The organism is Salinivibrio proteolyticus (assembly GCF_027286365.1).
In the GTDB taxonomy this organism is placed as follows: Bacteria; Pseudomonadota; Gammaproteobacteria; order Enterobacterales; family Vibrionaceae; genus Salinivibrio; species Salinivibrio proteolyticus.
In genome coordinates this window covers 601,476-622,269 of record NZ_CP114584.1, presented here as the reverse complement: position 1 = coordinate 622,269, position 20,794 = coordinate 601,476, and the positions used below count along the sequence as shown (strand labels likewise).

Below are 20,794 nucleotides of genomic sequence, written 5' to 3'. Positions count from 1 at the left end.
TGCCTTACCACTCAACGCTGGCGTTGGCGATATTGCTGAACAGCGACAGTAATCGCAGCAATCACATCCGGGGATGTTCCCGGCTGAGCTTTAACGGGGGTAGACGCGACAGATGATGCTGGCGTAGGCTGGGTAGGATCGCCAAAGCGAGCAAGCTGACGTACCAGAAAAATCAGAATTGAAAGAAATACGAACACCACTGACATGCCGGTGAGCATGAGCATCAGTGCCTGTTCTAAAAGCGGGCCCAGTTCCATGGTTATCGTCCTTGTCACCTATTCCCCTGTAACGATGGTTTGATTCCTCACAGGGTTTAAAGGGGTATTTAATCGTTTGCGGTCAAAATACTAACTATTTGCACAAATGACAATCGATGTGTTGCGTTTTTGTTACCTTACAACGCACGCTATCACCGCGCTAGACGCGATAACCTTAATTTGACGTTTACGTAAAGGTAAATATATAGATTACGCATTTTACGGTGAGTACTGAGGGTCTATCAGAATTGCGAGCTTGTCTATGCAAGGGCTTCGATGCGGGAATCAAAATGATTGTGCGAATTTTGGAAAAAACCTTTTTCTTCTCCACAGCCAATCACTCTTAGGGACTGATAAAAGGAGAAAGCGTTAATAAACGCATCAAAAGGATTGACCAGTAGGATGGATCACACGAGCGAGAAAAACAGACTGAACGGTCGGTATTTAACACAACGATAAATGAGGGAGTAACACGAACTGCCACGGTAGCGTGACGAACAATAGGAGGAAATGAATTGGGAATTAAAGCAAAGAAATGGCGCGTCCGGGAGGATTCGAACCTCCGACCGCCTGGTTCGTAGCCAGGTACTCTATCCAGCTGAGCTACGGACGCGCTGACGGATTTTCATGATTGAAGATGGCGCGCTCGGGAGGATTCGAACCTCCGACCGCCTGGTTCGTAGCCAGGTACTCTATCCAGCTGAGCTACGAGCGCGTGTCTACAATCGGTTCATCCTGAACATCGTTTGCAAGTCTTCCGTGAAGGGTGATGGCGCGTCCGGGAGGATTCGAACCTCCGACCGCCTGGTTCGTAGCCAGGTACTCTATCCAGCTGAGCTACGGACGCACATCAGTTTTACAAGGCAGGCTTGTAAGTCATGGCGGTGAGGGAGGGATTCGAACCCTCGATACGGCTACAAACCGTATACTCCCTTAGCAGGGGAGCGCCTTCAGCCACTCGGCCACCTCACCACAAGTAAATGGCGCGTCCGGGAGGATTCGAACCTCCGACCGCCTGGTTCGTAGCCAGGTACTCTATCCAGCTGAGCTACGGACGCACATCTATCTTGCTTGCAGCAACATGGCGGTGAGGGAGGGATTCGAACCCTCGATACGGCTACAAACCGTATACTCCCTTAGCAGGGGAGCGCCTTCAGCCACTCGGCCACCTCACCGTCGCTGCGGGGGCACATATTACTTTGAGCCACAAATATGTCAAACACTTTTCGGGCAAAAATCGCTTAGCCCCAAACAAATGGACAATTATCACCCAAAGGTCGGCTTTTTTGTTGGTTTATTGGTCGTTTAGACGTAATTATTCTGCAACTTTCTGGCATAAAAAAGGTCGACCTAGGTCGACCTTTTCTGCACTCAATTAGTAGTCGTTCTGACCACCGGCTGGGGTGCCTTTCTCTGCTTGTATACGCATGTAAATTTCTTCACGGTGTACAGAGACTTCTTTTGGTGCGTTCACACCGATGCGAACTTGGTTACCTTTCACACCCAAGACGGTGACGGTGACTTCATCACCAATCATCAAAGTTTCGCCAACACGGCGAGTCAAAATCAGCATTCTTCTACTCCTTGAGTATCAATCTTTTACTTATTCAATCAGTGTCTGAGCCAGATAACCCGCCTGCGTACCGGCCCGCTATCTGTGATCGTATGACCATTTCCCTGCTCGTGATGCTAATGCGACGGTTAAATAAACGCCGCAACACACACTATGGCTGAATTATCAGACCATATCCAGAAAAGGGCAGAGAAATTTACTGTTTTATCATCATGCCGTTAGCAATGTTAGCGCTTGACCTGAGATAACAGTGTAAGAGAAATCTGTGTTGCACTGGTTGGCAAGGACGTAAAACCTAATCCATATCACGTCTTCTCGCCAGCGCATTGCCTAAGGCGTTGCACTATACAGAATCAAAAAAAAAGTGCAATTATTAATCTAGATCACAAAAAAGGGTCGCCCATGGCGACCCTCTTGACTTTAACACTTAGCTGTGAACTCGATTAAAGGCGCTCTGCCAGCCATGCATCGACAGATTGAATCGCTTGCGGTAATGCAGCCACATCACTGCCGCCCGCTTGCGCCATATCTGGGCGACCACCACCTTTGCCGCCGACTTGTTGCGCGACAAGGTTGACTAACTCACCGGCTTTGACTTTGCCAGTCAGATCTTTGGTCACACCGGCAATCAGACCGACTTTACCATCGGCAACGTTACCGAGCAGGACAATTCCGCTACCCATCTGGTTTTTCAAGTCGTCAACCATGCTACGCAGCGCTTTGTTATCTGCGCCATCGAGCTGGCTCACAAGCACTTTAACACCGTTAAGTTCTCGGACTTGATTGATAAGCCCTGCACTCTCCTGCGCCGCCAGTTTTTGCTTAAGCTGCTGAATTTGCTTCTCAAGCGCCTTGGCTTTGCCGTGTGCATCGTCAAGCTTGGCTTTATAGTCAGCTTGTTGCTGATACACACGCTCAATCGCATCTTGTCCGGTGATCGCTTCAATGCGGCGTATACCCGCAGCAATGCCACCCTCAGAGGTGATCTTAAATAGACCAATATCACCGGTACGGTTTGCGTGCGTACCGCCACACAGCTCGATGGAGAAGTCACCCATGGTCAGTACGCGTACTTTGTCGTCGTACTTTTCACCAAACAGAGCCATCGCCCCTTTTTGTTTGGCCGCATCGATATCCATCACATCAGTTTGCACGCTGTGGTTGGCGCGGATTTGCTCATTGACGATTCGCTCAACCGCTTTTAATTCGTCGTGACTGACCGCTTCTAGGTGCGAGAAGTCAAAACGCAATCCGTCTGGGCGAACCAACGAGCCTTTCTGTGCCACATGCTCACCTAAGACTTGACGCAGGGCTGCGTGAAGTAAGTGAGTGGCAGAGTGATTAAGTGCAATGGCTTGACGACGCGCGGCATCAACCTGCGCCTTCGCTGTGCTACCGACAAGCAGTTGCCCTTCTACTAAACTGCCGTAGTGCGCAATGGCCTGACCAACTTTTTGCGTATCTGTCACTGCAAAGCGGCCTTGCTCGGTAATCAGCACACCAGCGTCACCACATTGACCACCCGCTTCGGCATAGAAAGGGGTATGGTCGAGAATCACAACCGCATGATCACCCGATGCGAGCGTCTCAACAGGCGCCCCATCGACAAAGATCTCAGTAATGCTTCCTTCGCCCTCTGTGCCAGTGTAACCGCAGAAGTCTGAACCATGTTCCACTTTGATGGCTTGGTTGTAATCAGTACCGAACTGACCCGCTTCGCGCGCACGTTGGCGCTGTGCTTCCATCGCCGCTTCAAACCCGTCTTCATCGATGCGATAGCCACGCTCACGGGCAACATCGTTGGTTAAATCAGCTGGGAAGCCATAGGTATCGTAAAGCTTAAAGACGGTTTCGCCATCTAGCACATCACCTTGCACTTTATCCAAGGCTTCTTCCAGCATGACCATGCCACGCTCAAGGGTGCGACCGAAGTTTTCTTCTTCGATTTTAAGCACTTTTTCGACCATGGTTTGCTGATCACGCAACGCTTCGCCAGCCGTGCCCATAATCGCCGCCAAAGGACCAACGAGCTTGTAGAAAAAGGCACCTTTCGCGCCCAGCTTATTGCCATGGCGCACTGCACGACGAATGATACGACGTAGCACGTAGCCGCGGCCTTCATTGGATGGCATCACGCCATCAACAATCAGGTACGCGCACGAACGGATGTGGTCTGCTACCACACGCAGCGATTGGTTACCCAAATCATCGACGCCAATGTTGTCAGCCACTTGTTTGATCAGTTGCTGGAACACGTCAATTTCGTAGTTGGAATGAACGTTTTGCTTGATGGCCGCAATACGCTCGATCCCCATGCCGGTATCAACCGATGGCTTCGGCAAGTTTTCCATGGTGCCGTCAGCTTGACGGTTAAACTGCATGAAAACGATATTCCAGATCTCGATAAAACGGTCACCGTCTTCTTCTGGAGAGCCTGGAGGTCCACCCCAAATATGGTCACCATGATCGTAGAAAATTTCAGAGCATGGGCCGCAAGGTCCAGTGTCACCCATTTGCCAGAAGTTGTCTGACTCGTAAGGCTTACCGCCCTCTTTATCACCAATGCGCACGATACGATCAGCCGGTACACCGATAGTGTTGTGCCAGATATCGAAAGCTTCATCGTCGGTTTTATAAACGGTGACTAGTAGCTTTTCAGTCGGCAGGCCAATCGTTTTGGTCAGAAATTCCCACGCGTACTGAATCGCGTCTTGTTTGAAATAATCGCCGAAGCTGAAATTACCCAGCATTTCAAAGAAGGTGTGGTGACGTGCTGTGAAGCCGACATTTTCTAAGTCGTTGTGCTTACCGCCCGCTCGTACACAACGCTGCGCAGAGGTGGCGCGTGAGTAGTCACGTTTTTCGATCCCTAAAAAGGTATCTTTAAACTGGTTCATACCTGCGTTGGTGAACAAAAGCGTTGGATCATTGGCAGGCACGAGCGATGAGCTGGGCACAATCTGATGCCCTTTGCTTTCAAAGAACTTGAGAAACGCGGTGCGGATCTCATCAGTGCTCATATACATTGGCTAATCCTGATAATCGAGTGTTGCGTTAGCAACCGGTCGTAGTAATGACGCGATGGTAACATAATTTTATTTGCGCCATTGTAAACAACCGATCGCGTACGGAAAAGAGACAGTGCAGGATTCAGCGATAATTGATGAGGAATTTAGTCGTTGGAGAGCGCGTATTGGATTTGATCGAAGTTAAAGCCCCGCGATTGCAAAAAGCGCATCCGCTTGGCTTTGAGTTTTTGATCCGCGGGTGGGATCACGCCGTCAATATCAGCATATTTGCGCTGTGCGGTTTCTTTTGCCAAGGCAAACCAATCAATCTCAGCTGCTTGCTCTGCTTGAGAAAGTAACTCGCTATCGACCCCTTTACGCTTGGCATCTTGGCAGATGCGCAACCAGCCATGTTGTTTGCTGATCCCTTGGCGTAATAGGCTCGCTGCAAAACGGGCATCATCTAACCAACCCCGCTCTAAGCAAGTTGCCAAGGTGCTTTCAATCGTTTCGCTATCAAAGTCACGCTGCTCAAGCTTTTGGCGCAACTCTTGTACAGAATGATCGCGGCGGGCCAATAAGCCCACCGCAATCTCTTGGCACGATGACGACATTACAAATCGTCTTCTGTTTCTGCCTGCGCGTCAGCTTCTACCACTTCGTTATTCAATGCGGTTTGCAACAGCATTTCACGCAATGTGGTATCGAGCTCTTTCGCAATATGTGGGTTCTCTTTGAGGTACTTACAGGCGTTAGCTTTACCTTGGCCAATTTTATCGCCTTTGTAGCTGTACCACGCACCCGCTTTCTCGACCAGCTTGTGCTTGACCCCGAGATCAATCAGTTCGCCATGCAGGTTAATGCCTTGGCCATAAAGAATTTGGAATTCAGCTTGCTTAAAGGGCGCCGCGACTTTGTTTTTCACCACTTTCACACGGGTGTCGTTACCGACCACTTCGTCGCCTTCTTTGATCGCACCAATACGACGAATATCCAAGCGCACCGACGCATAGAATTTCAGTGCGTTACCACCCGTGGTGGTTTCGGGGTTACCGAACATCACACCAATCTTCATCCGTATTTGGTTGATGAATACCATCAAGGTGTTGCTGTTTTTGATGTTGGCGGTCAATTTACGCATCGCTTGTGACAGCATGCGTGCCTGAAGGCCCATGTGAGAATCACCCATCTCACCTTCAATTTCCGCTTTTGGTGTCAACGCCGCTACCGAGTCAATCACGATCATATCGACAGCACCGGAGCGGGTCAGTGCATCAGCAATTTCTAGCGCTTGCTCACCTGTGTCTGGCTGTGACACCAAAAGGTTATCAATATCGACACCTAACTTACGGGCGTAAACAGGGTCTAGTGCGTGCTCGGCATCGATAAACGCACAGGTTTTGCCCATTTTTTGGGCTTCGGCAATCGCTTGTAGGGTCAGGGTTGTTTTACCCGATGATTCCGGACCATAAATTTCAACAATACGGCCAAATGGCAATCCTCCCGCCCCTAGCGCAATATCCAGAGACAATGAGCCGGTCGATACGGTTTCGATGTCCATGGTGCGGTCATCGCCAAGGCGCATAATAGAGCCTTTACCAAATTGCTTTTCGATTTGTCCAAGCGCAGCGGCAAGCGCCTTTTCTTTGTTATCGTCCATTTCAGTCTCCAAGAAATAAAACTCAATCTATGCGACGAGAAAGCTGTCGTTAATGCGGTCAAGTATACTGTCCATTTATACAGTGTCTAGAGCTGATCAGAAAAAATCTGATGTGTCCCACAACCCAAACACGTCACTGTAGCCGATTTAAAACATGACCAAGTGCGTGCGCAATGGTTTGCTCGCGCACTTGACGGCGGTGGCCATCAAAGTGACAGACTTCGGTCTCGGTTTCATCCTCTCGCCATGCCCACGCAAACCAGACGGTGCCGACTGGTTTTTCTTCACTCCCTCCTGATGGCCCGGCCACGCCGCTAACGGCAATCGCAACATCTGCGTTTGCACGCTCACGCGCGCCCTCAGCCATTGCCATCACCACAGGTTCACTCACTGCGCCATACTGCTCGAGCGCCATATCAGGTACCTTCACCAAACGCTGCTTCGCGTCATTGCTGTAAGTCACGAAGGCTTGATGGAACCATTGTGAACTACCCGCAACATCCGTCAGGCAATAGGCGATTCCCCCACCCGTGCATGACTCAGCGGTGGTGATAGTCAATTGTGCATCAGCCAGTACATCACCTAGCTGCTTTGCCAGTGAATATAAGTGGTCCACGTGTTTCTCCTTTTTCATGGCACCGAAATCCACATGACGTGGCTTTACCCTGTGCCCCGACATCACGTATTCTAAGCGGCCTTAACGTTCCATTTTGCAGGTCTAGTCGTGACAGTACAAGCGCTCGAAAAACACACGCCCATGATGCAACAGTATCTCAAGTTAAAAGCTCAGCACCCCGAGGAGCTGCTCTTTTACCGTATGGGAGATTTTTACGAACTCTTTTACGACGACGCCAAACGCGCCTCACAATTGCTTGATATCTCACTGACCAAGCGCGGTAGCTCAAATGGCGAGCCCATTCCAATGGCAGGCGTGCCTTACCATGCGGTAGAAGGATACCTTGCCAAGCTTGTCCAATTGGGCGAACCCGTTGCCATTTGCGAGCAGATTGGCGATCCGGCCACCAGCAAAGGCCCAGTCGAGCGCCAAGTTGTGCGTATTGTCACACCCGGCACCGTCTCTGATGAGGCATTACTGAGCGAGCGAGTGGATAATTTAGTGGCCGCCATCATCGCCGATGATACTGGCTTTGGCTTTGCCACCTTAGATATTACGTCCGGCCGTTTTGTGTTGAGTGAGCCACAAACGTTAGAACAAATGCAGGCAGAGCTGCAGCGTACCCAACCGGCCGAACTGCTCTATCCTGAGGATTTTGCCTACTCCGACCTGCTTTCGGTAAGCAAAGGCGCCCGCCGTCGCCCGATTTGGGAGTTTGACCTCGATACGGCACGTAGTCAGTTAACCGCCCAATTTGGCACCCGAGACCTGATTGGTTTTGGCGTGGAAGACTGTGCGCGCGGGCTCAGTGCCGCAGGCTGTTTGTTGCAATACGCCAAAGATACTCAGCGCACCGCCCTACCTCATATTCGGGCGATTATCAAAGAACAACAAGACAGCGCGGTGGTGCTAGATGCTGCGACACGCCGCAACCTTGAGATCACACAAAACCTTGCTGGTGGTCATGATAATACCTTGGCCGACGTGCTGGATCGTACCACCACCCCGATGGGAAGCCGCTTGCTTAAGCGTTGGTTACACCAACCGCTCCGCGACCGAAGTGTACTCAATCAACGATTGGATGCGATAGAGACATTGCTTGATACTGGGCTTTATAGCGATCTCGCCGCCGAGCTCAAACCCGTTGGCGATATCGAACGCGTGTTAGCACGCTTGGCGATGCGCTCTGCTCGTCCACGCGATATGGCCCGCCTACGGACTGCGCTTGCACAGCTGCCGGCGATTCAGTCGCAGCTCAGTGAATTGAATCACTCTGCGTTTGCACACTATGCCAAAGCAACTCAGCCTATGCCTGAGCTTACAGATTTACTGACGCGGGCAATTGTCGATAACCCGCCGGTGGTAATTCGTGATGGTGGGGTCATTGCCCCCGGCTATCACGCGGAACTCGATGAATGGCGTGAGCTGTCTGACGGCGCATCGCGCTACCTTGAGGAGCTAGAACAGCGCGAGCGTGACAAGTACGGCATTGATACTTTAAAGGTCGGCTACAACCAAGTGCATGGCTTTTATATCCAGATTAGCCGCGCACAAAGCGATCGCGTCCCCGCGCATTACATTCGCCGTCAAACGCTTAAAAACGCGGAGCGCTATATCATTGCCGAGCTCAAAGAGCATGAAGACAAGGTGCTAAGCTCCAAGTCTACGGCTTTGGCGCTGGAAAAACGGTTGTGGGAAGAGCTGTTTGATTTATTGCTTCCTCACCTTGCTCAATTGCAGGGTGCGGCTGAAGCGTTATCCGCCCTCGATGTGCTGTGTAATCTCGCCGAGCGCGCTGACACGCTTAATTACCACCGCCCTAAACTCAGTGACCAAGCTGGTGTGGAGATTGAAGCAGGTCGCCATCCGGTCGTCGAACAAGTGATGACAGACCCCTTCATTCCGAACCCTATCTCACTGAGGCCTGAACGGCGTATGCTGATCATTACCGGCCCTAACATGGGGGGTAAGTCGACCTACATGCGCCAAACCGCATTGATTGCTTTGTTGGCCCATATTGGTGCGTATGTGCCTGCCGACAGTGCCGTCATTGGACCGGTCGATCGCATTTTCACCCGCATTGGTGCGTCTGATGATCTTGCCTCAGGACGCTCCACCTTTATGGTAGAAATGACGGAAACGGCCAATATTTTGCACAATGCAACCGCACACAGTTTAGTCTTGATGGATGAAATCGGCCGTGGCACCAGTACCTATGATGGCTTATCACTGGCATGGGCCAGTGCTGAATGGCTGGCCGAGAAGATTCAAGCTATGACTCTGTTTGCCACTCATTATTTTGAGCTCACCGAACTACCGGGGCAAATGGACGGCTTGGTGAATGTCCACCTGGACGCGGTGGAACATGGCGATGAGATTGCCTTTATGCACGCCGTACAAGAAGGCGCGGCGAGTAAATCTTACGGGCTAGCGGTTGCAGGATTAGCTGGCGTCCCTAAACCGGTGATCCGCCGAGCCAAGCATAAATTGGCGCAGTTAGAACAAAGTGGCCAACAAAAAGTCACTGGCGACACATCTCACAATCAGGCCGTGCCAACACAGCTCCCTTTGCTTCCTGAACCTAGTGAGCTCGATCAGGCCGTTGATGCGCTCAACCCCGATGAGATGACACCTCGTCAAGCGCTTGATGCACTCTATGCACTCAAAGCCCTCCAACAGTCTCGCTAATCATTCAATAACGCATTAAAAAGGACGGCACCTTGGCCGTCCTTTTTTGCTTATAGCGATTAGTGCTGTTATTGCTCGACATTAAACAAAGACTCAATACTCAGTCCTTGCTGGGTCAACATATCGCGTAGGCGACGCAATCCTTCAACTTGAATTTGACGCACGCGCTCACGGGTTAGACCGATTTCACGCCCCACGTCTTCAAGCGTGGAGGCTTCGTGGCCAAGAAGGCCAAAGCGACGCGCCAACACTTCACGTTGTTTGGGGTTCAGCTCTTGTAGCCATTGCACGATCGACTTTTTCATATCGTCGTCTTGGGTGGTGTGCTCTGGACCATCTTGTTTTTCATCGGCGATGATATCCAGCAGCGCTTTTTCTGAATCCCCACCAATTGGGTTATCCACCGAGCCAATGCGTTCGTTCAAACGCAGCATGCGATTGACGTCTTCAACCGGTTTATCGAGTTGGGCGGCAATGTCTTCGGCAGTCGGTTCATGGTCCAGTTTTTGTGCTAGTTCACGCGCCGTACGCAGGTAGACATTCAGCTCTTTCACCACGTGAATCGGCAAGCGAATGGTACGCGTCTGGTTCATGATGGCACGCTCAATGGTTTGGCGAATCCACCATGTGGCGTAGGTAGAGAATCGGAAGCCTCGCTCTGGATCGAACTTTTCAACGGCGCGAATCAGACCTAAATTGCCTTCTTCGACCAGATCCAATAGCGCAAGACCTCGGTTAGAGTAGCGTCGAGAAATTTTCACCACCAAACGGAGGTTACTCTCGATCATGCGTTTACGTGCCACTTCGTCACCACGTAGGGCACGACGCGCATACAACACTTCTTCCTCGGCGGTCAGCAGGGGTGAAAAACCAATTTCACTCAAGTAGAGTTGTGTGGCATCTAGGGCTTTGGATGTCGCAGCGTGCTGTTGTACAGCCTGTTCAACCTCTTCGGCAACCTCTTCAACTTGCGCATCCAAGGTCTCGAAATCCACGTCTTTATCCAAGCCGTCCAGTTTTTTCGCGGTGTTAGTTTGGCTCATAGCGCCTCCCTTATGGCGTAGCAGCTAAGCAGAGCGTATCTCTGCTTTCACCGGCCCCGTCACACTGGTGGCTTGACGATATCACGCCTTTGTAGCGCTATCGTTTAGGCAAATAATGCAACGGATTGACCGATTTTCCTTTGTAGCGAATCTCAAAATGCAACCGAACACTGTTTGTACCTGTACTGCCCATTGAAGCTATTTTCTGCCCCTTTTTGACAGACTGGCCTTCTGAAACCAAGAACCTGTCATTATGTGCATACGCACTCAGGTAATCATCATTGTGTTTCACTATTATTAATTTGCCGTAACCTCGAAGCGCGCTTCCGGCGTATACGACTTTTCCGTCTGCCGCTGCCTGAATGCTTTGCCCTCGTTGTCCAGCAATATCTATGCCTTTATTGCCTCGTTCAGTGCTAGAAAATCGCGACACCATTCGGCCGTTGGTTGGCCACTGCCAGCTTATCTGTTGGTTAGATACGCTCGCCGTCCGCTTGTTGTTAACAGCTTGTTTACTTTTTTGTTTTATTTGACTGTACCTTGTGGCTGATTGGGCTTCAACTGCTTTTTGTTGCGAAACCGCCGTTTTCGCCTTCTTTTCTTGACCGAATTTACCATTTTCGGTGCTTTTACTAGAAGATACTGCTACCGCCGCAGCTTTTGCAGCTGAACTTGTGGCAGAGGCCACATTTGTTGCCCCTGAGGTGGACTTTGCCACATCAGGACGCTGATACGCAGGCTTCCACAACGCTAAGGTTTGACCCGGATAAATGGTGTAAGGCGGTTGGAGGTTGTTATGTTTGATGATGTCGTCAATATCACGATCGGTGATGTAGGCGATATAGTAGAGAGTATCGCCTTTCTTCACTTCGTAGTAGCTACCGCGGTAGCTGCCTCTGTCGACACTGGAGTAGTCAGGCGTCACACTAGATACGGGCGCTGGGCCATGCCAAGCACACCCAGAAAGTATGACTACTGATAAAAGAAAAAACGCGATTTTCATCTGTTTTTAGTTTCTACTCCATAGATAGCGTAGTTAGGCCAGTTCGCCGGCAACAAGGGGCACAAAACGCACCGATTCAATCGTTTCGGTCAGAAACTCTTCGCCCTGCCTTGTCACCTTGATTAGCGTTTGTTGGTGCTCTCCAACGGGAATTAACATCACACCGCCTTCTGTCAGTTGTTGGCATAATGCATCTGGAATACGCTCTGCCGCCGCGGTGACGATAATCCCATCATAAGGACCTTTCGCCGGCCAGCCTTGCCAACCATCACCGTGCTTGGTGGCCACATTATAAATGTCGAGCTGCTTGAGGCGTCGCTTGGCGAGCATTTGCAGCTGCTTAATCCGTTCAACGGAATAAACCTGATCCACCAGCTGAGCAAGAATCGCCGTTTGATAGCCAGAGCCGGTTCCTATTTCCAAAATGCGACTGTCGCGTCGCAAATTGAGCAATGTTGTCATCTTAGCCACAATATAAGGTTGTGAGATAGTTTGTCCCCACCCAATCGGTAACGCATTGTTTCCGTATGCTTGGTGAGTCATGGCTTCAGAGACAAACAGATGCCGGGGCACTGCTTGCATTGCATCTAGAACGCTTTGGTTATCAATACCTTGTTGCTGCAAAAATTGAATAAGTGATTGCGCTTGACTCAACGTCTGCTTCCTTTATCACTGAGTATTAATCGAACGAGATAGGCTAGCGCGTTAACTTCGCCAGCCTGTTTTCAGTAGCTATTCCGCTAACCACTGAGAAAACGCTCCGAGCGTGTCGTGAGCGGTAAGGTCCACCTGAAGCGGCGTAATAGAAACGTATTGCTCCGCTATGGCGTGAAAATCCGTGCCCGGTCCAGCATCTTGCGTTTTTCCGGGTGCACCGATCCAGTATATGGGTTTCCCGCGCGGATCGCCTTGTTTTATCACGTCTTCGGCATGGTGACGGGCACCAAGACGGGTCACCTTCCATCCTTTTAACGCTTCAATCGCCACATCCGGCACATTGATATTAATCAGACGGTGACTGGGGGCGGCATGGCGCTGGTTTTTAGCCAAAAACTGCTTAATCACATGGGCGGCGGTGTCAAAATGCTGATGACCACATAGTGAAACCGCGATCGCAGGGGCACCGAGAAAGAACCCTTCCGTGGCCGCGGCAACGGTGCCGGAGTAAAGCACATCATCGCCCAAGTTTGCACCGTGGTTAATGCCGGTGATCACGAAGTCAGGTTGCCACGGAACCAATTGGTTCAACGCTAAATGGACCGAGTCAGTGGGCGTACCTTGCACCGCAAAACGCCCAGGACCGAGTTCACGAACCCGCAGCGGATTCTCAAGCGTTAATGAGTTCGACGCGCCCGAACAATTTCGATCCGGCGCAGCGACCACCACCTCGGCAATCTCACTCAGAGCGTGAGTGAGCGTTTGGATCCCTTGCGCGTGGTAGCCATCGTCATTACTGATCAGTATGCGCATCCTGCTCTCCTTGTTCTTGTGGGCTAATCAGCTCGCGCATCACTGTGGTGGCGAAAGCGCCGGCAGGTAGAGAAAAACGCACACACAAGCTGTCTGCATCCAGCTCCCACGTCATATTTTTCGGCAACAAGCGGATCTCTCGGCGGTCATGGCGCATGCGGTTATTGCGGATCACGGCGAGCAGATCCGGCTCTTTATCGAGAACCGCCTGCTCAAACTGCTGCGCACTGTCTGTGGTGGGAAGTGCGTTGTCACCGGTCAGAGGAGCGGTAATACGCATCCCTTCAACGCCGGCTTGGTTGCAGGCGACCAGTTGGTCGGCATCGTCAACGCACAGATCACCCGCCAGTGTTTGGCTAAAACAGCCTGCCTCGAGGCGTGCTGAAACCACGTGATTAAACAGCAATGAACGCGCCGCAGAGAGGTAAAAACTGCGCTTACTTTTATCTTTCACTTTGCGCTCACCGCGTCCCCATGCTCGCGCTGCGTCAAGGTTGTTCCCTTCTCGGCCAAACCGCTGCTCACCAAAGTAATTAGGGACGCCTTGGGTTGCAATGGCCTCTAAGCGCGGCACCAATGCACTCGGATTGGCTAGAGCGCGGATCTGCAGCACAAAATCATTCCCGATAAGATCACCCGGCCGCAGTTTTTGATGGTGGCGAGCGGTCGCTTCAATGCTCAGTACGCCAGGATGCGTGGCGACAAACTCGTTTAAATCAGGATCGGCTTTGCCCGGTAATTGTACGCTGAACCACTGCTCGGTCACCGCATGCCTATCTTTCAGGCCCGCCCAACTCACTTGTCGTGATGGCACACCGCATGCTTTAGCCAGCTCATTGGCCACATAGCGCGTATTCTCGCCACGCTTTTTGATTCGCACTAGAAAGTGTTCACCGGCTCCCGACGGGGTAAAACCGAGGGTTTCCGAGACGTAAAAGTCGTCTGGCGAGTGTTTGATTTGGCCGGATTGAGTCGGCTGGCCATGCATATAAGCCAGGGGAGCAAGTACGTCTGTCATAGCGTCTCTTTTGTTAGTAGCACAACGGCTTCACAAGCAATGCCCTCTTTACGCCCGGTAAAACCGAGTCGCTCTGAGGTGGTTGCTTTTACATTAATGGCATCGATGGGGGCCTTTAGATCGTCAGCAATCGCCGCACACATGGCGGGAATATGCGGGCCCATCTTTGGCGCTTGGGCGATGATAGTGATATCTGCATTACCCAAACGATAACCTTTTTCTTGTACTTTGCGGTAAACGTCGCGCAGCAACATACGACTGTCCGCGCCTTTCCACTCATCACTGGTATCTGGGAAATGCTGGCCAATGTCACCGGCCGCAATCGCGCCCAACAATGCATCACACAGGGCGTGAAGTGCCACATCACCGTCCGAGTGCGCAAGCAACCCTTGTTCATAAGGCACAGCGACACCACCAATGATCACCGGGCCATCACCACCAAATTTGTGTACATCAAACCCATGTCCAATTCGCATCATGATTTGCCTTCTTGTTGCGATAAGTAAAACTCGGCCAGCACCCTATCTTCAGGATGCGTCACTTTAATATTGCTGGCACTGGCAGGAACTAATAGCGGATGGCCGCCCGCCGCCTCAATCGCCGACGCGTCATCAGTCACCTGATCTCCAGCGCTTGCCAATGCCACTTTTAAGTGCAGGGTGGGAAACATTTGTGGCGTCAAGGCATGCCACAGTGCCTGTCTGTCGACAGTCTGTGCAATACAGCCATCCGGCTGTGCCCGCTTCATAGTGTCGCGAACCGGAGCAGCTAAGATCGCGCCGTCAGAATGGCTTTGGGCTGCGTGAATCAACGCATCAATGTCTTTGTGAGTGACGCAGGGGCGTGCTGCATCATGCACCATCACCCAACGGGTCTGTACTGCCTCAAGCCCTGCCTGTACCGATTGTGCCCGCGTCGCACCGCCTGTGACGACGGTAATATCCGGATTGTCGCCCAGTCCGGTCTCAGCAAAATAGCCATCGTTCTCACCGATCGCGATAATCACGCGGTCAATCGCAGCATGACTCAGCAAGCGTTCAACGGTGTGGGTAATTAACGGCTTACCTGAAAGGTGTAAATACTGCTTTGGACAGTCTGCCTGCATGCGACTGCCTACGCCAGCGGCGGGCACCACCGCTGTAATTCCTGATTGCAAAGAGGCTTTTTCTACCACGCGTTTTCTCTTTGATTAGTCCGCGATCGTGCGGATGATGGGTTATCGCGTTGCGTCGACTAAACGAAAAAAGGTTTCGTCAGGTTTAATCATGCCCAACTCATTACGGGCGCGCTCTTCAATCGCTTCTTGTCCACGCTTGAGATCCGCGATTTCGGCATACATTTGTTGGTTGCGCTTCACCAGCTTTTGGTTCGCTTGTTGTTGCACCACGACGTTTGCCTGAGTGTGCCAATAATCCATAACGCCATTCTTACCCAGCCACAATTCATATTGCAGCCACGCCAGAGTGATAAATAGCGCAACAGATAGCAGTCTCATGGTTTCACTCCTTAGGTGTTCAGTGGGCCAGCAACGTCAATTATGCTAACCGCATAGGCTAGCGGATCAGGCCGCCGGTGTCATGGTTTTCTGTTTATCTGGCGCGTGAAGATGCGCTCAAACGCACCTCTTATCCATTCATACGCCCTTGAATACAAAAAAGCCGCCATAAAGGCGGCTTCAGATTGCTGACGAACCCCGCCTTTTTAGGCGGGGTTCTTTTTGATAAGCGGCCGTAGGCCGCGATCGCGATATTTTTTGTTAGAGAGTGGTCGTTACCGACCAACGCCTAAATTGGCGGATAGAAGCCAGTATTTGCCTTATATCCGCCATGTTAAAGCCACATTTTCTTAGATAGCTCACCACTAACGCTATCTTCTTGATGTTTTGAGCAGCCGCCGCCAGCCAGCATTGCATTTGCACATTTGCAAGCCCTCGGAAGCGTGCGTAGCGATGCCCATGATGCTGCTTAGCGTCGGCGAAGCTTCGCTCCACAGTCTCACTTCGTCGCTTGTATATCTTTTTGCCATAACGAGACAGTCGCATTTCATTGGCACGCTCGACTGCATCAGTGTAAAGATGACGCGTGATGACCTTTTGCATGGTCTTACTTTGCGTACAGTCGTTTCTAACCGGACAGAACGCACACTGCTTTGGGTCTGAGTGATAAGTACGATAGCCGGCTCTTGTGGTTGTTTTATAGATAAGCGTTTGCCCTTTGGGGCAGCGATATGTGTCGGTTTTCTTATCGTATGTGAAGTGTTTTTTCTTGAACGTATTCTTCGTTCGAGAAGGGCGACGATAGCCGAATACGCCAAGAATGCTGCGACGCTCTAAGGATTCGGCAACCGGTGCCGTGAAGTAGCCAGCATCGATGCCCACGGCAATAGGATTGAGGTTAAATTGCGCGAGTGTGTGGTCAAGGCGATGGATATACGGTTGTGAGTCGTTGACATTCCCTGGGGTTGTATACGTATCGACGATGATACCGTGCTTACCATCAACGGTCCTATGGTCAAGATAGAAGAAGCCTTGGGGCTTATTATCTCTGGTCATAAAACCACTTTCAGGGTCAGTCGTACTCACTTTTGTGTTTTTGACGTCCGTTTTTAATGGCGCGTCCTTGAACGGCTTTTTTCCTTCTGCTTTGCGGTCACAGGCGATGTCTTCATCCAACATCTCTAGGTAAGCGCCGGCGCTCACCGGGCGCAGTTTATTCACATGCTTATTTTTGTTCGCACTGGCTTTAAGGTGTGTGCTATCGGTATACAGCTCTTGCCCTGCGACTAAGCCCTTCTCCATGGCTTGAACCACAATATGGTTGAATATGCGTTCGAAGACATCCGTGCCATTAAAGCGACGAATACGATTTTGGCTCAGCGTAGACGCATGGATGACCTTATCTGTCAGCGACATACGCAAGAACCAACGATAAGCAACGTTGACTTCAATTTCTTTAACAAGCTGGCGCTCGCTTTTGATGCCGAAGAGATAGCCAAGCAGGATGATTTTAAATAAGCGAACGGGGTCAACGGGTGGACGGCCATTATCTTTGCAATAAAGGTGGGCGACTTCATCTCGAATAAACTCGAAGTCGATGGCACGGTCGATTTTACGAACAAGATGGTCTTTGGGAACAAGTTGTTCCATCGTCACCATTTCAAGTTCATATTGGTGTGGAGAAGGTTCTTGAAGCATACCGGAGCATCCCTATTGCGACACTCCTATTAGATCAAAGGTCTAGCTCGAAAGCTAGACCTTTGTCAGCAGTCTGAAGCCGCCATAAAGGCGGCTTTTGGCGTCAACAGTGAAAGGCAAGGTGCCTTTCCATCACAGCCAATCGGCTGCGACTTTTATTATTGACCTTTAACTTCTTTCAGACCGTTAAACGGTGCTTTTTCACCCAGCGCTTCTTCGATACGGATCAGCTGGTTGTACTTGGCAACACGGTCAGAACGGCTCATAGAACCAGTTTTGATTTGGCCTGCTGCAGTACCAACCGCCAAGTCAGCGATGGTTGCGTCTTCAGTTTCACCTGAACGGTGAGAGATTACGGCAGTGTAGCCCGCGTCTTTCGCCATCTTGATCGCAGCCAAGGTTTCGGTTAGAGAACCGATTTGGTTGAATTTGATCAGGATAGAGTTCGCCACACCTTTGTCGATGCCTTCTTTCAGGATCTTGGTGTTGGTTACGAACAGGTCATCACCCACTAGCTGAAGTTTGTCACCCAGCAGTTCAGTTTGGTGCTTAAAGCCATCCCAATCTGACTCGTCTAGGCCGTCTTCGATAGACACGATTGGGTACTCTTCAGCCAGTTTCGCCAGATAGTGGTTAAACTCTTCTGAAGTAAAGGTTTTACCTTCACCCTTCATGTTGTAGATGCCTTGCTCTTTGTCATAGAACTCAGACGCAGCACAGTCCATCGCTAGGGTGATATCTTTACCTAGCTCGTAGCCTGCTTTCTCAACCGCTTCTTTGATAGCAGCAAGGGCAGCAGCATTTGACTCTAGGTTAGGCGCGAAACCACCTTCGTCACCAACAGCAGTGCTTAGGCCTTTGGCCTTCAGAACTTTGGCTAGGTTGTGGAATACTTCCGCACCAATGCGCAGTGCTTCTTTCAGGGTTTTCGCACCAACAGGTTGGATCATGAACTCTTGGATATCAACGTTGTTGTCCGCGTGCTCACCACCGTTGAGGATGTTCATCATTGGTAGAGGCATTGAGAACTGACCCGCAGTGCCGTTTAGTTCAGCGATGTGCTCAAACAAAGGCATGCCTTTCGCCGCCGCAGCAGCTTTTGCGTTAGCCAGAGAAACCGCTAGGATCGCGTTAGCACCGAACTTAGATTTGTTCTCAGTGCCGTCAAGGTCGATCATCACCTGATCGATGTCAGCTTGGGCTTTCGCGTCTTTACCTAGCAGTGCTTCTGCGATTGGGCCGTTAACCGCTTCAATCGCTTTCAGTACGCCTTTACCCATGAAACGTGACTTGTCACCGTCACGCAGCTCTAGTGCTTCGCGAGAACCGGTAGACGCACCTGATGGCGCTGCCGCCATACCAACAAAGCCACCTTCCAAGTGCACTTCTGCTTCTACAGTTGGGTTACCGCGTGAATCGATAATTTCACGACCTAGAACTTTAACGATCTTAGACATTGTGATTCCTCTCGTCTGTCATTGTATTCAAAAAATAAAAAGCGGCCGCCCGTCAGGACTACCGCTTCACATTTGTGTTATAGCTCACCGCGCTGCTTTTTACCTGCAGCCGCAACGAACCCGGCGAATAGCGGGTGGCCGTCGCGAGGAGTCGAGGTGAACTCTGGGTGGAACTGACAGGCCACAAACCATGGATGTGCTGGGTTTTCGATGATTTCTACCAGCTTCTTGTCCGCCGACAAGCCCGATACAAGTAGACCGGTTTTTTCCAATTGTGGACGCAGCAAGTTATTCACTTCGTAGCGATGACGATGGCGCTCGTGGATTTGAGTGTTGCCATATAGCTGATGCGCTTTAGACCCTTCAGATAGGTGGCAAAGCTGTGCGCCTAGACGCATAGTGCCACCTAAATCAGAGGATTCGCTACGCTCTTCCACGTTACCTTCTTCATCAACCCACTCGGTGATCAGTCCCACCACTGGGTATTTGCTGTCTTTGCTGAATTCGGTGGAGTTAGCTCCTTCCATCCCAGCAACATTACGGGCGTATTCAATTAACGCCACTTGCATGCCTAAACAAATGCCAAGATACGGCACTTTGTTTTCACGCGCATATTGTGCGGCAAGGATTTTGCCTTCGACGCCGCGATCACCAAAACCGCCCGGAACCAAGATCGCATCTAAACCATCGAGCAGCTCAGTGCCGCGGGTTTCGAGATCTTGTGAGTCAACATACTTGATGTTGACGGTCAGACGATTTTTCAATCCGCCATGCTTCAGCGCTTCGTTGACTGATTTATACGCGTCAGGCAGTTCGATGTACTTACCCACCATACCAATGGTGACTTCGCCCATTGGGTTGGCTTCTTCGTAAATGACTTGTTCCCATTCAGACAGGTCGGCTTCCGGCGCTTGGATGCCAAAGCGCTGACAAACCAAGTCGTCCAGCCCTTGAGAGCGAATCAATGAAGGAATTTTGTAGATTGAATCCACATCCTTCATGGTGATAACCGCTTTCTCTGGTACGTTACAGAACAGTGCAATTTTTGCACGCTCATTGGCTGGAATTGGACGCTCACTACGGCAAACGAGGACATCCGGCTGGATACCAATCGATAGAAGCTCTTTTACCGAGTGCTGGGTCGGCTTGGTTTTCACTTCACCCGCCGCAGCCAAGTATGGCACCAAGGTAAGATGCATAAACATCGCACGCTCACGACCGACTTCCACGGTCAGTTGGCGAATCGCTTCAAGGAATGGCAGTGATTCAATATCACCGACAGTGCCGCCAATTTCCACGATCACCACGTCGTGACCTTCACCACCGGCGATGATGCGGTCTTTGATCGAGTTAGTGATGTGTGGAATCACCTGAATGGTCGCTCCCAGGTAATCTCCGCGGCGCTCTTTGCGCAGAACATCCGCGTATACGCGACCAGAGGTAAAGTTATTACGCTTGGTCATTTTGGTGCGGATAAAGCGCTCGTAGTGACCGAGGTCAAGGTCGGTCTCGGCGCCGTCTTCCGTGACGAATACTTCCCCGTGCTGGGTAGGGCTCATTGTCCCTGGATCCACGTTGATATAAGGGTCGAGTTTCATGATGGTGACGTTGAGGCCACGCGCTTCAAGAATGGCTGCCAATGAGGCTGCAGCAATACCCTTACCGAGGGAGGATACAACACCGCCCGTAACAAAAATGTAATTCGTCGTCATGCTAAACCTGAGAGTTGGATTTAGAGGAAATTAATGGAAATCTGGACGGGAAGTCATGATACCAGACCCCACTCACTCCCACAACGTGAAAACTAT

General features: G+C 51.0%; 18 protein-coding genes and 6 tRNA genes. 1 reads left to right on the top strand and 23 read right to left on the bottom strand.

All coding sequences use genetic code 11. The features are described from left to right. Window positions 1–11 precede the first annotated feature (11 nt). The 12 genes from N7E60_RS03070 to N7E60_RS03015 form a co-directional block, all read right to left on the bottom strand. Entirely contained in the window at window positions 12–257 is a 246-nt protein-coding gene (locus N7E60_RS03070; RefSeq protein WP_269598094.1) for an OadG family protein, read from the bottom strand. A 536-nt stretch (window positions 258–793) separates the two neighbouring features. Continuing rightward, window positions 794–870 (bottom strand) — tRNA-Arg (locus N7E60_RS03065). A 25-nt stretch (window positions 871–895) separates the two neighbouring features. Continuing rightward, window positions 896–972, bottom strand: a tRNA-Arg gene (locus tag N7E60_RS03060). A gap of 55 nt (window positions 973–1,027) precedes the next feature. Then, window positions 1,028–1,104: transfer RNA gene (locus N7E60_RS03055), tRNA-Arg, on the bottom strand. A gap of 32 nt (window positions 1,105–1,136) precedes the next feature. Continuing rightward, window positions 1,137–1,229, bottom strand: a tRNA-Ser gene (locus N7E60_RS03050). 9 nt (window positions 1,230–1,238) lie between these two features. Continuing rightward, a tRNA-Arg gene (locus N7E60_RS03045) sits at window positions 1,239–1,315 on the bottom strand. Between the two features lie 24 nt (window positions 1,316–1,339). Beyond that, a tRNA-Ser gene (locus N7E60_RS03040) sits at window positions 1,340–1,432 on the bottom strand. 200 nt (window positions 1,433–1,632) lie between these two features. Beyond that, window positions 1,633–1,830 (bottom strand): carbon storage regulator CsrA, encoded by a 198-nt coding sequence (csrA, locus tag N7E60_RS03035; RefSeq protein WP_069591103.1) that lies wholly within the window; start codon window positions 1,828–1,830, stop codon window positions 1,633–1,635. Window positions 1,831–2,273: 443 nt separating this feature from the next. Continuing rightward, window positions 2,274–4,856 carry an alanine--tRNA ligase gene (gene alaS / locus N7E60_RS03030; RefSeq protein ID WP_269598093.1) on the bottom strand — a complete coding sequence of 861 codons (2,583 nt, stop codon included), beginning with the start codon at window positions 4,854–4,856 and terminating at the stop codon, window positions 2,274–2,276. Between the two features lie 146 nt (window positions 4,857–5,002). Continuing rightward, window positions 5,003–5,452, bottom strand: coding sequence for a regulatory protein RecX (locus tag N7E60_RS03025; RefSeq protein ID WP_240531929.1), 450 nt, complete (start codon window positions 5,450–5,452; stop codon window positions 5,003–5,005). Next, window positions 5,452–6,498, bottom strand: coding sequence for a recombinase RecA (gene recA, locus N7E60_RS03020; RefSeq protein WP_069591106.1), 1,047 nt, complete (start codon window positions 6,496–6,498; stop codon window positions 5,452–5,454). The genes N7E60_RS03025 and recA overlap by 1 nt, the downstream gene beginning before the upstream one ends. Window positions 6,499–6,631: 133 nt before the next feature. Further along, a complete protein-coding gene (locus N7E60_RS03015) occupies window positions 6,632–7,114 on the bottom strand; it encodes a CinA family protein (protein WP_077662274.1) in 483 nt (160 codons plus the stop codon). A 141-nt stretch (window positions 7,115–7,255) separates the two neighbouring features. On the opposite strand from N7E60_RS03015, the gene mutS reads away from it, so the two are divergent. Then, window positions 7,256–9,802, top strand: a complete 2,547-nt coding sequence (mutS, locus tag N7E60_RS03010; RefSeq protein WP_408642339.1) for a DNA mismatch repair protein MutS — start codon at window positions 7,256–7,258, stop codon at window positions 9,800–9,802. A gap of 68 nt (window positions 9,803–9,870) precedes the next feature. On the opposite strand, the gene rpoS is transcribed toward mutS, so the two are convergent. From rpoS to N7E60_RS02955, 11 genes are all read right to left on the bottom strand, one after another. Beyond that, entirely contained in the window at window positions 9,871–10,845 is a 975-nt protein-coding gene (rpoS, locus tag N7E60_RS03005; RefSeq protein ID WP_269598091.1) for an RNA polymerase sigma factor RpoS, read from the bottom strand. A 97-nt stretch (window positions 10,846–10,942) separates the two neighbouring features. Beyond that, complete coding sequence (gene nlpD / locus N7E60_RS03000) at window positions 10,943–11,848, bottom strand: murein hydrolase activator NlpD (protein WP_269598090.1); 906 nt, start codon at window positions 11,846–11,848, stop codon at window positions 10,943–10,945. 33 nt (window positions 11,849–11,881) lie between these two features. Beyond that, the gene (locus N7E60_RS02995; protein WP_069591116.1) at window positions 11,882–12,502 is read right to left on the bottom strand and encodes a protein-L-isoaspartate(D-aspartate) O-methyltransferase; all 621 of its coding nucleotides are present in this window, start codon (window positions 12,500–12,502) and stop codon (window positions 11,882–11,884) included. Between the two features lie 78 nt (window positions 12,503–12,580). Continuing rightward, entirely contained in the window at window positions 12,581–13,318 is a 738-nt protein-coding gene (surE, locus tag N7E60_RS02990; protein ID WP_069591117.1) for a 5'/3'-nucleotidase SurE, read from the bottom strand. Continuing rightward, window positions 13,299–14,336, bottom strand: coding sequence for a tRNA pseudouridine(13) synthase TruD (gene truD / locus N7E60_RS02985; RefSeq protein ID WP_167314029.1), 1,038 nt, complete (start codon window positions 14,334–14,336; stop codon window positions 13,299–13,301). Before truD ends, surE begins: the two co-directional genes overlap by 20 nt. Further along, entirely contained in the window at window positions 14,333–14,812 is a 480-nt protein-coding gene (gene ispF / locus N7E60_RS02980) for a 2-C-methyl-D-erythritol 2,4-cyclodiphosphate synthase (protein WP_069591121.1), read from the bottom strand. Before ispF ends, truD begins: the two co-directional genes overlap by 4 nt. Next, window positions 14,812–15,441, bottom strand: coding sequence for a 2-C-methyl-D-erythritol 4-phosphate cytidylyltransferase (gene ispD, locus N7E60_RS02975; RefSeq protein ID WP_269598530.1), 630 nt, complete (start codon window positions 15,439–15,441; stop codon window positions 14,812–14,814). The genes ispF and ispD overlap by 1 nt, the downstream gene beginning before the upstream one ends. Before the next feature lie 111 nt (window positions 15,442–15,552). Then, window positions 15,553–15,831 (bottom strand): cell division protein FtsB, encoded by a 279-nt coding sequence (ftsB, locus tag N7E60_RS02970; protein WP_069591125.1) that lies wholly within the window; start codon window positions 15,829–15,831, stop codon window positions 15,553–15,555. Window positions 15,832–16,092: 261 nt separating this feature from the next. Further along, a complete protein-coding gene (locus tag N7E60_RS02965) occupies window positions 16,093–17,529 on the bottom strand; it encodes an IS1182 family transposase (RefSeq protein ID WP_269598088.1) in 1,437 nt (478 codons plus the stop codon). A 158-nt stretch (window positions 17,530–17,687) separates the two neighbouring features. Then, complete coding sequence (gene eno, locus N7E60_RS02960; protein ID WP_077675035.1) at window positions 17,688–18,986, bottom strand: phosphopyruvate hydratase; 1,299 nt, start codon at window positions 18,984–18,986, stop codon at window positions 17,688–17,690. Window positions 18,987–19,063: 77 nt separating this feature from the next. Beyond that, entirely contained in the window at window positions 19,064–20,698 is a 1,635-nt protein-coding gene (locus tag N7E60_RS02955) for a CTP synthase (RefSeq protein ID WP_069591319.1), read from the bottom strand. Window positions 20,699–20,794 lie beyond the last annotated feature (96 nt).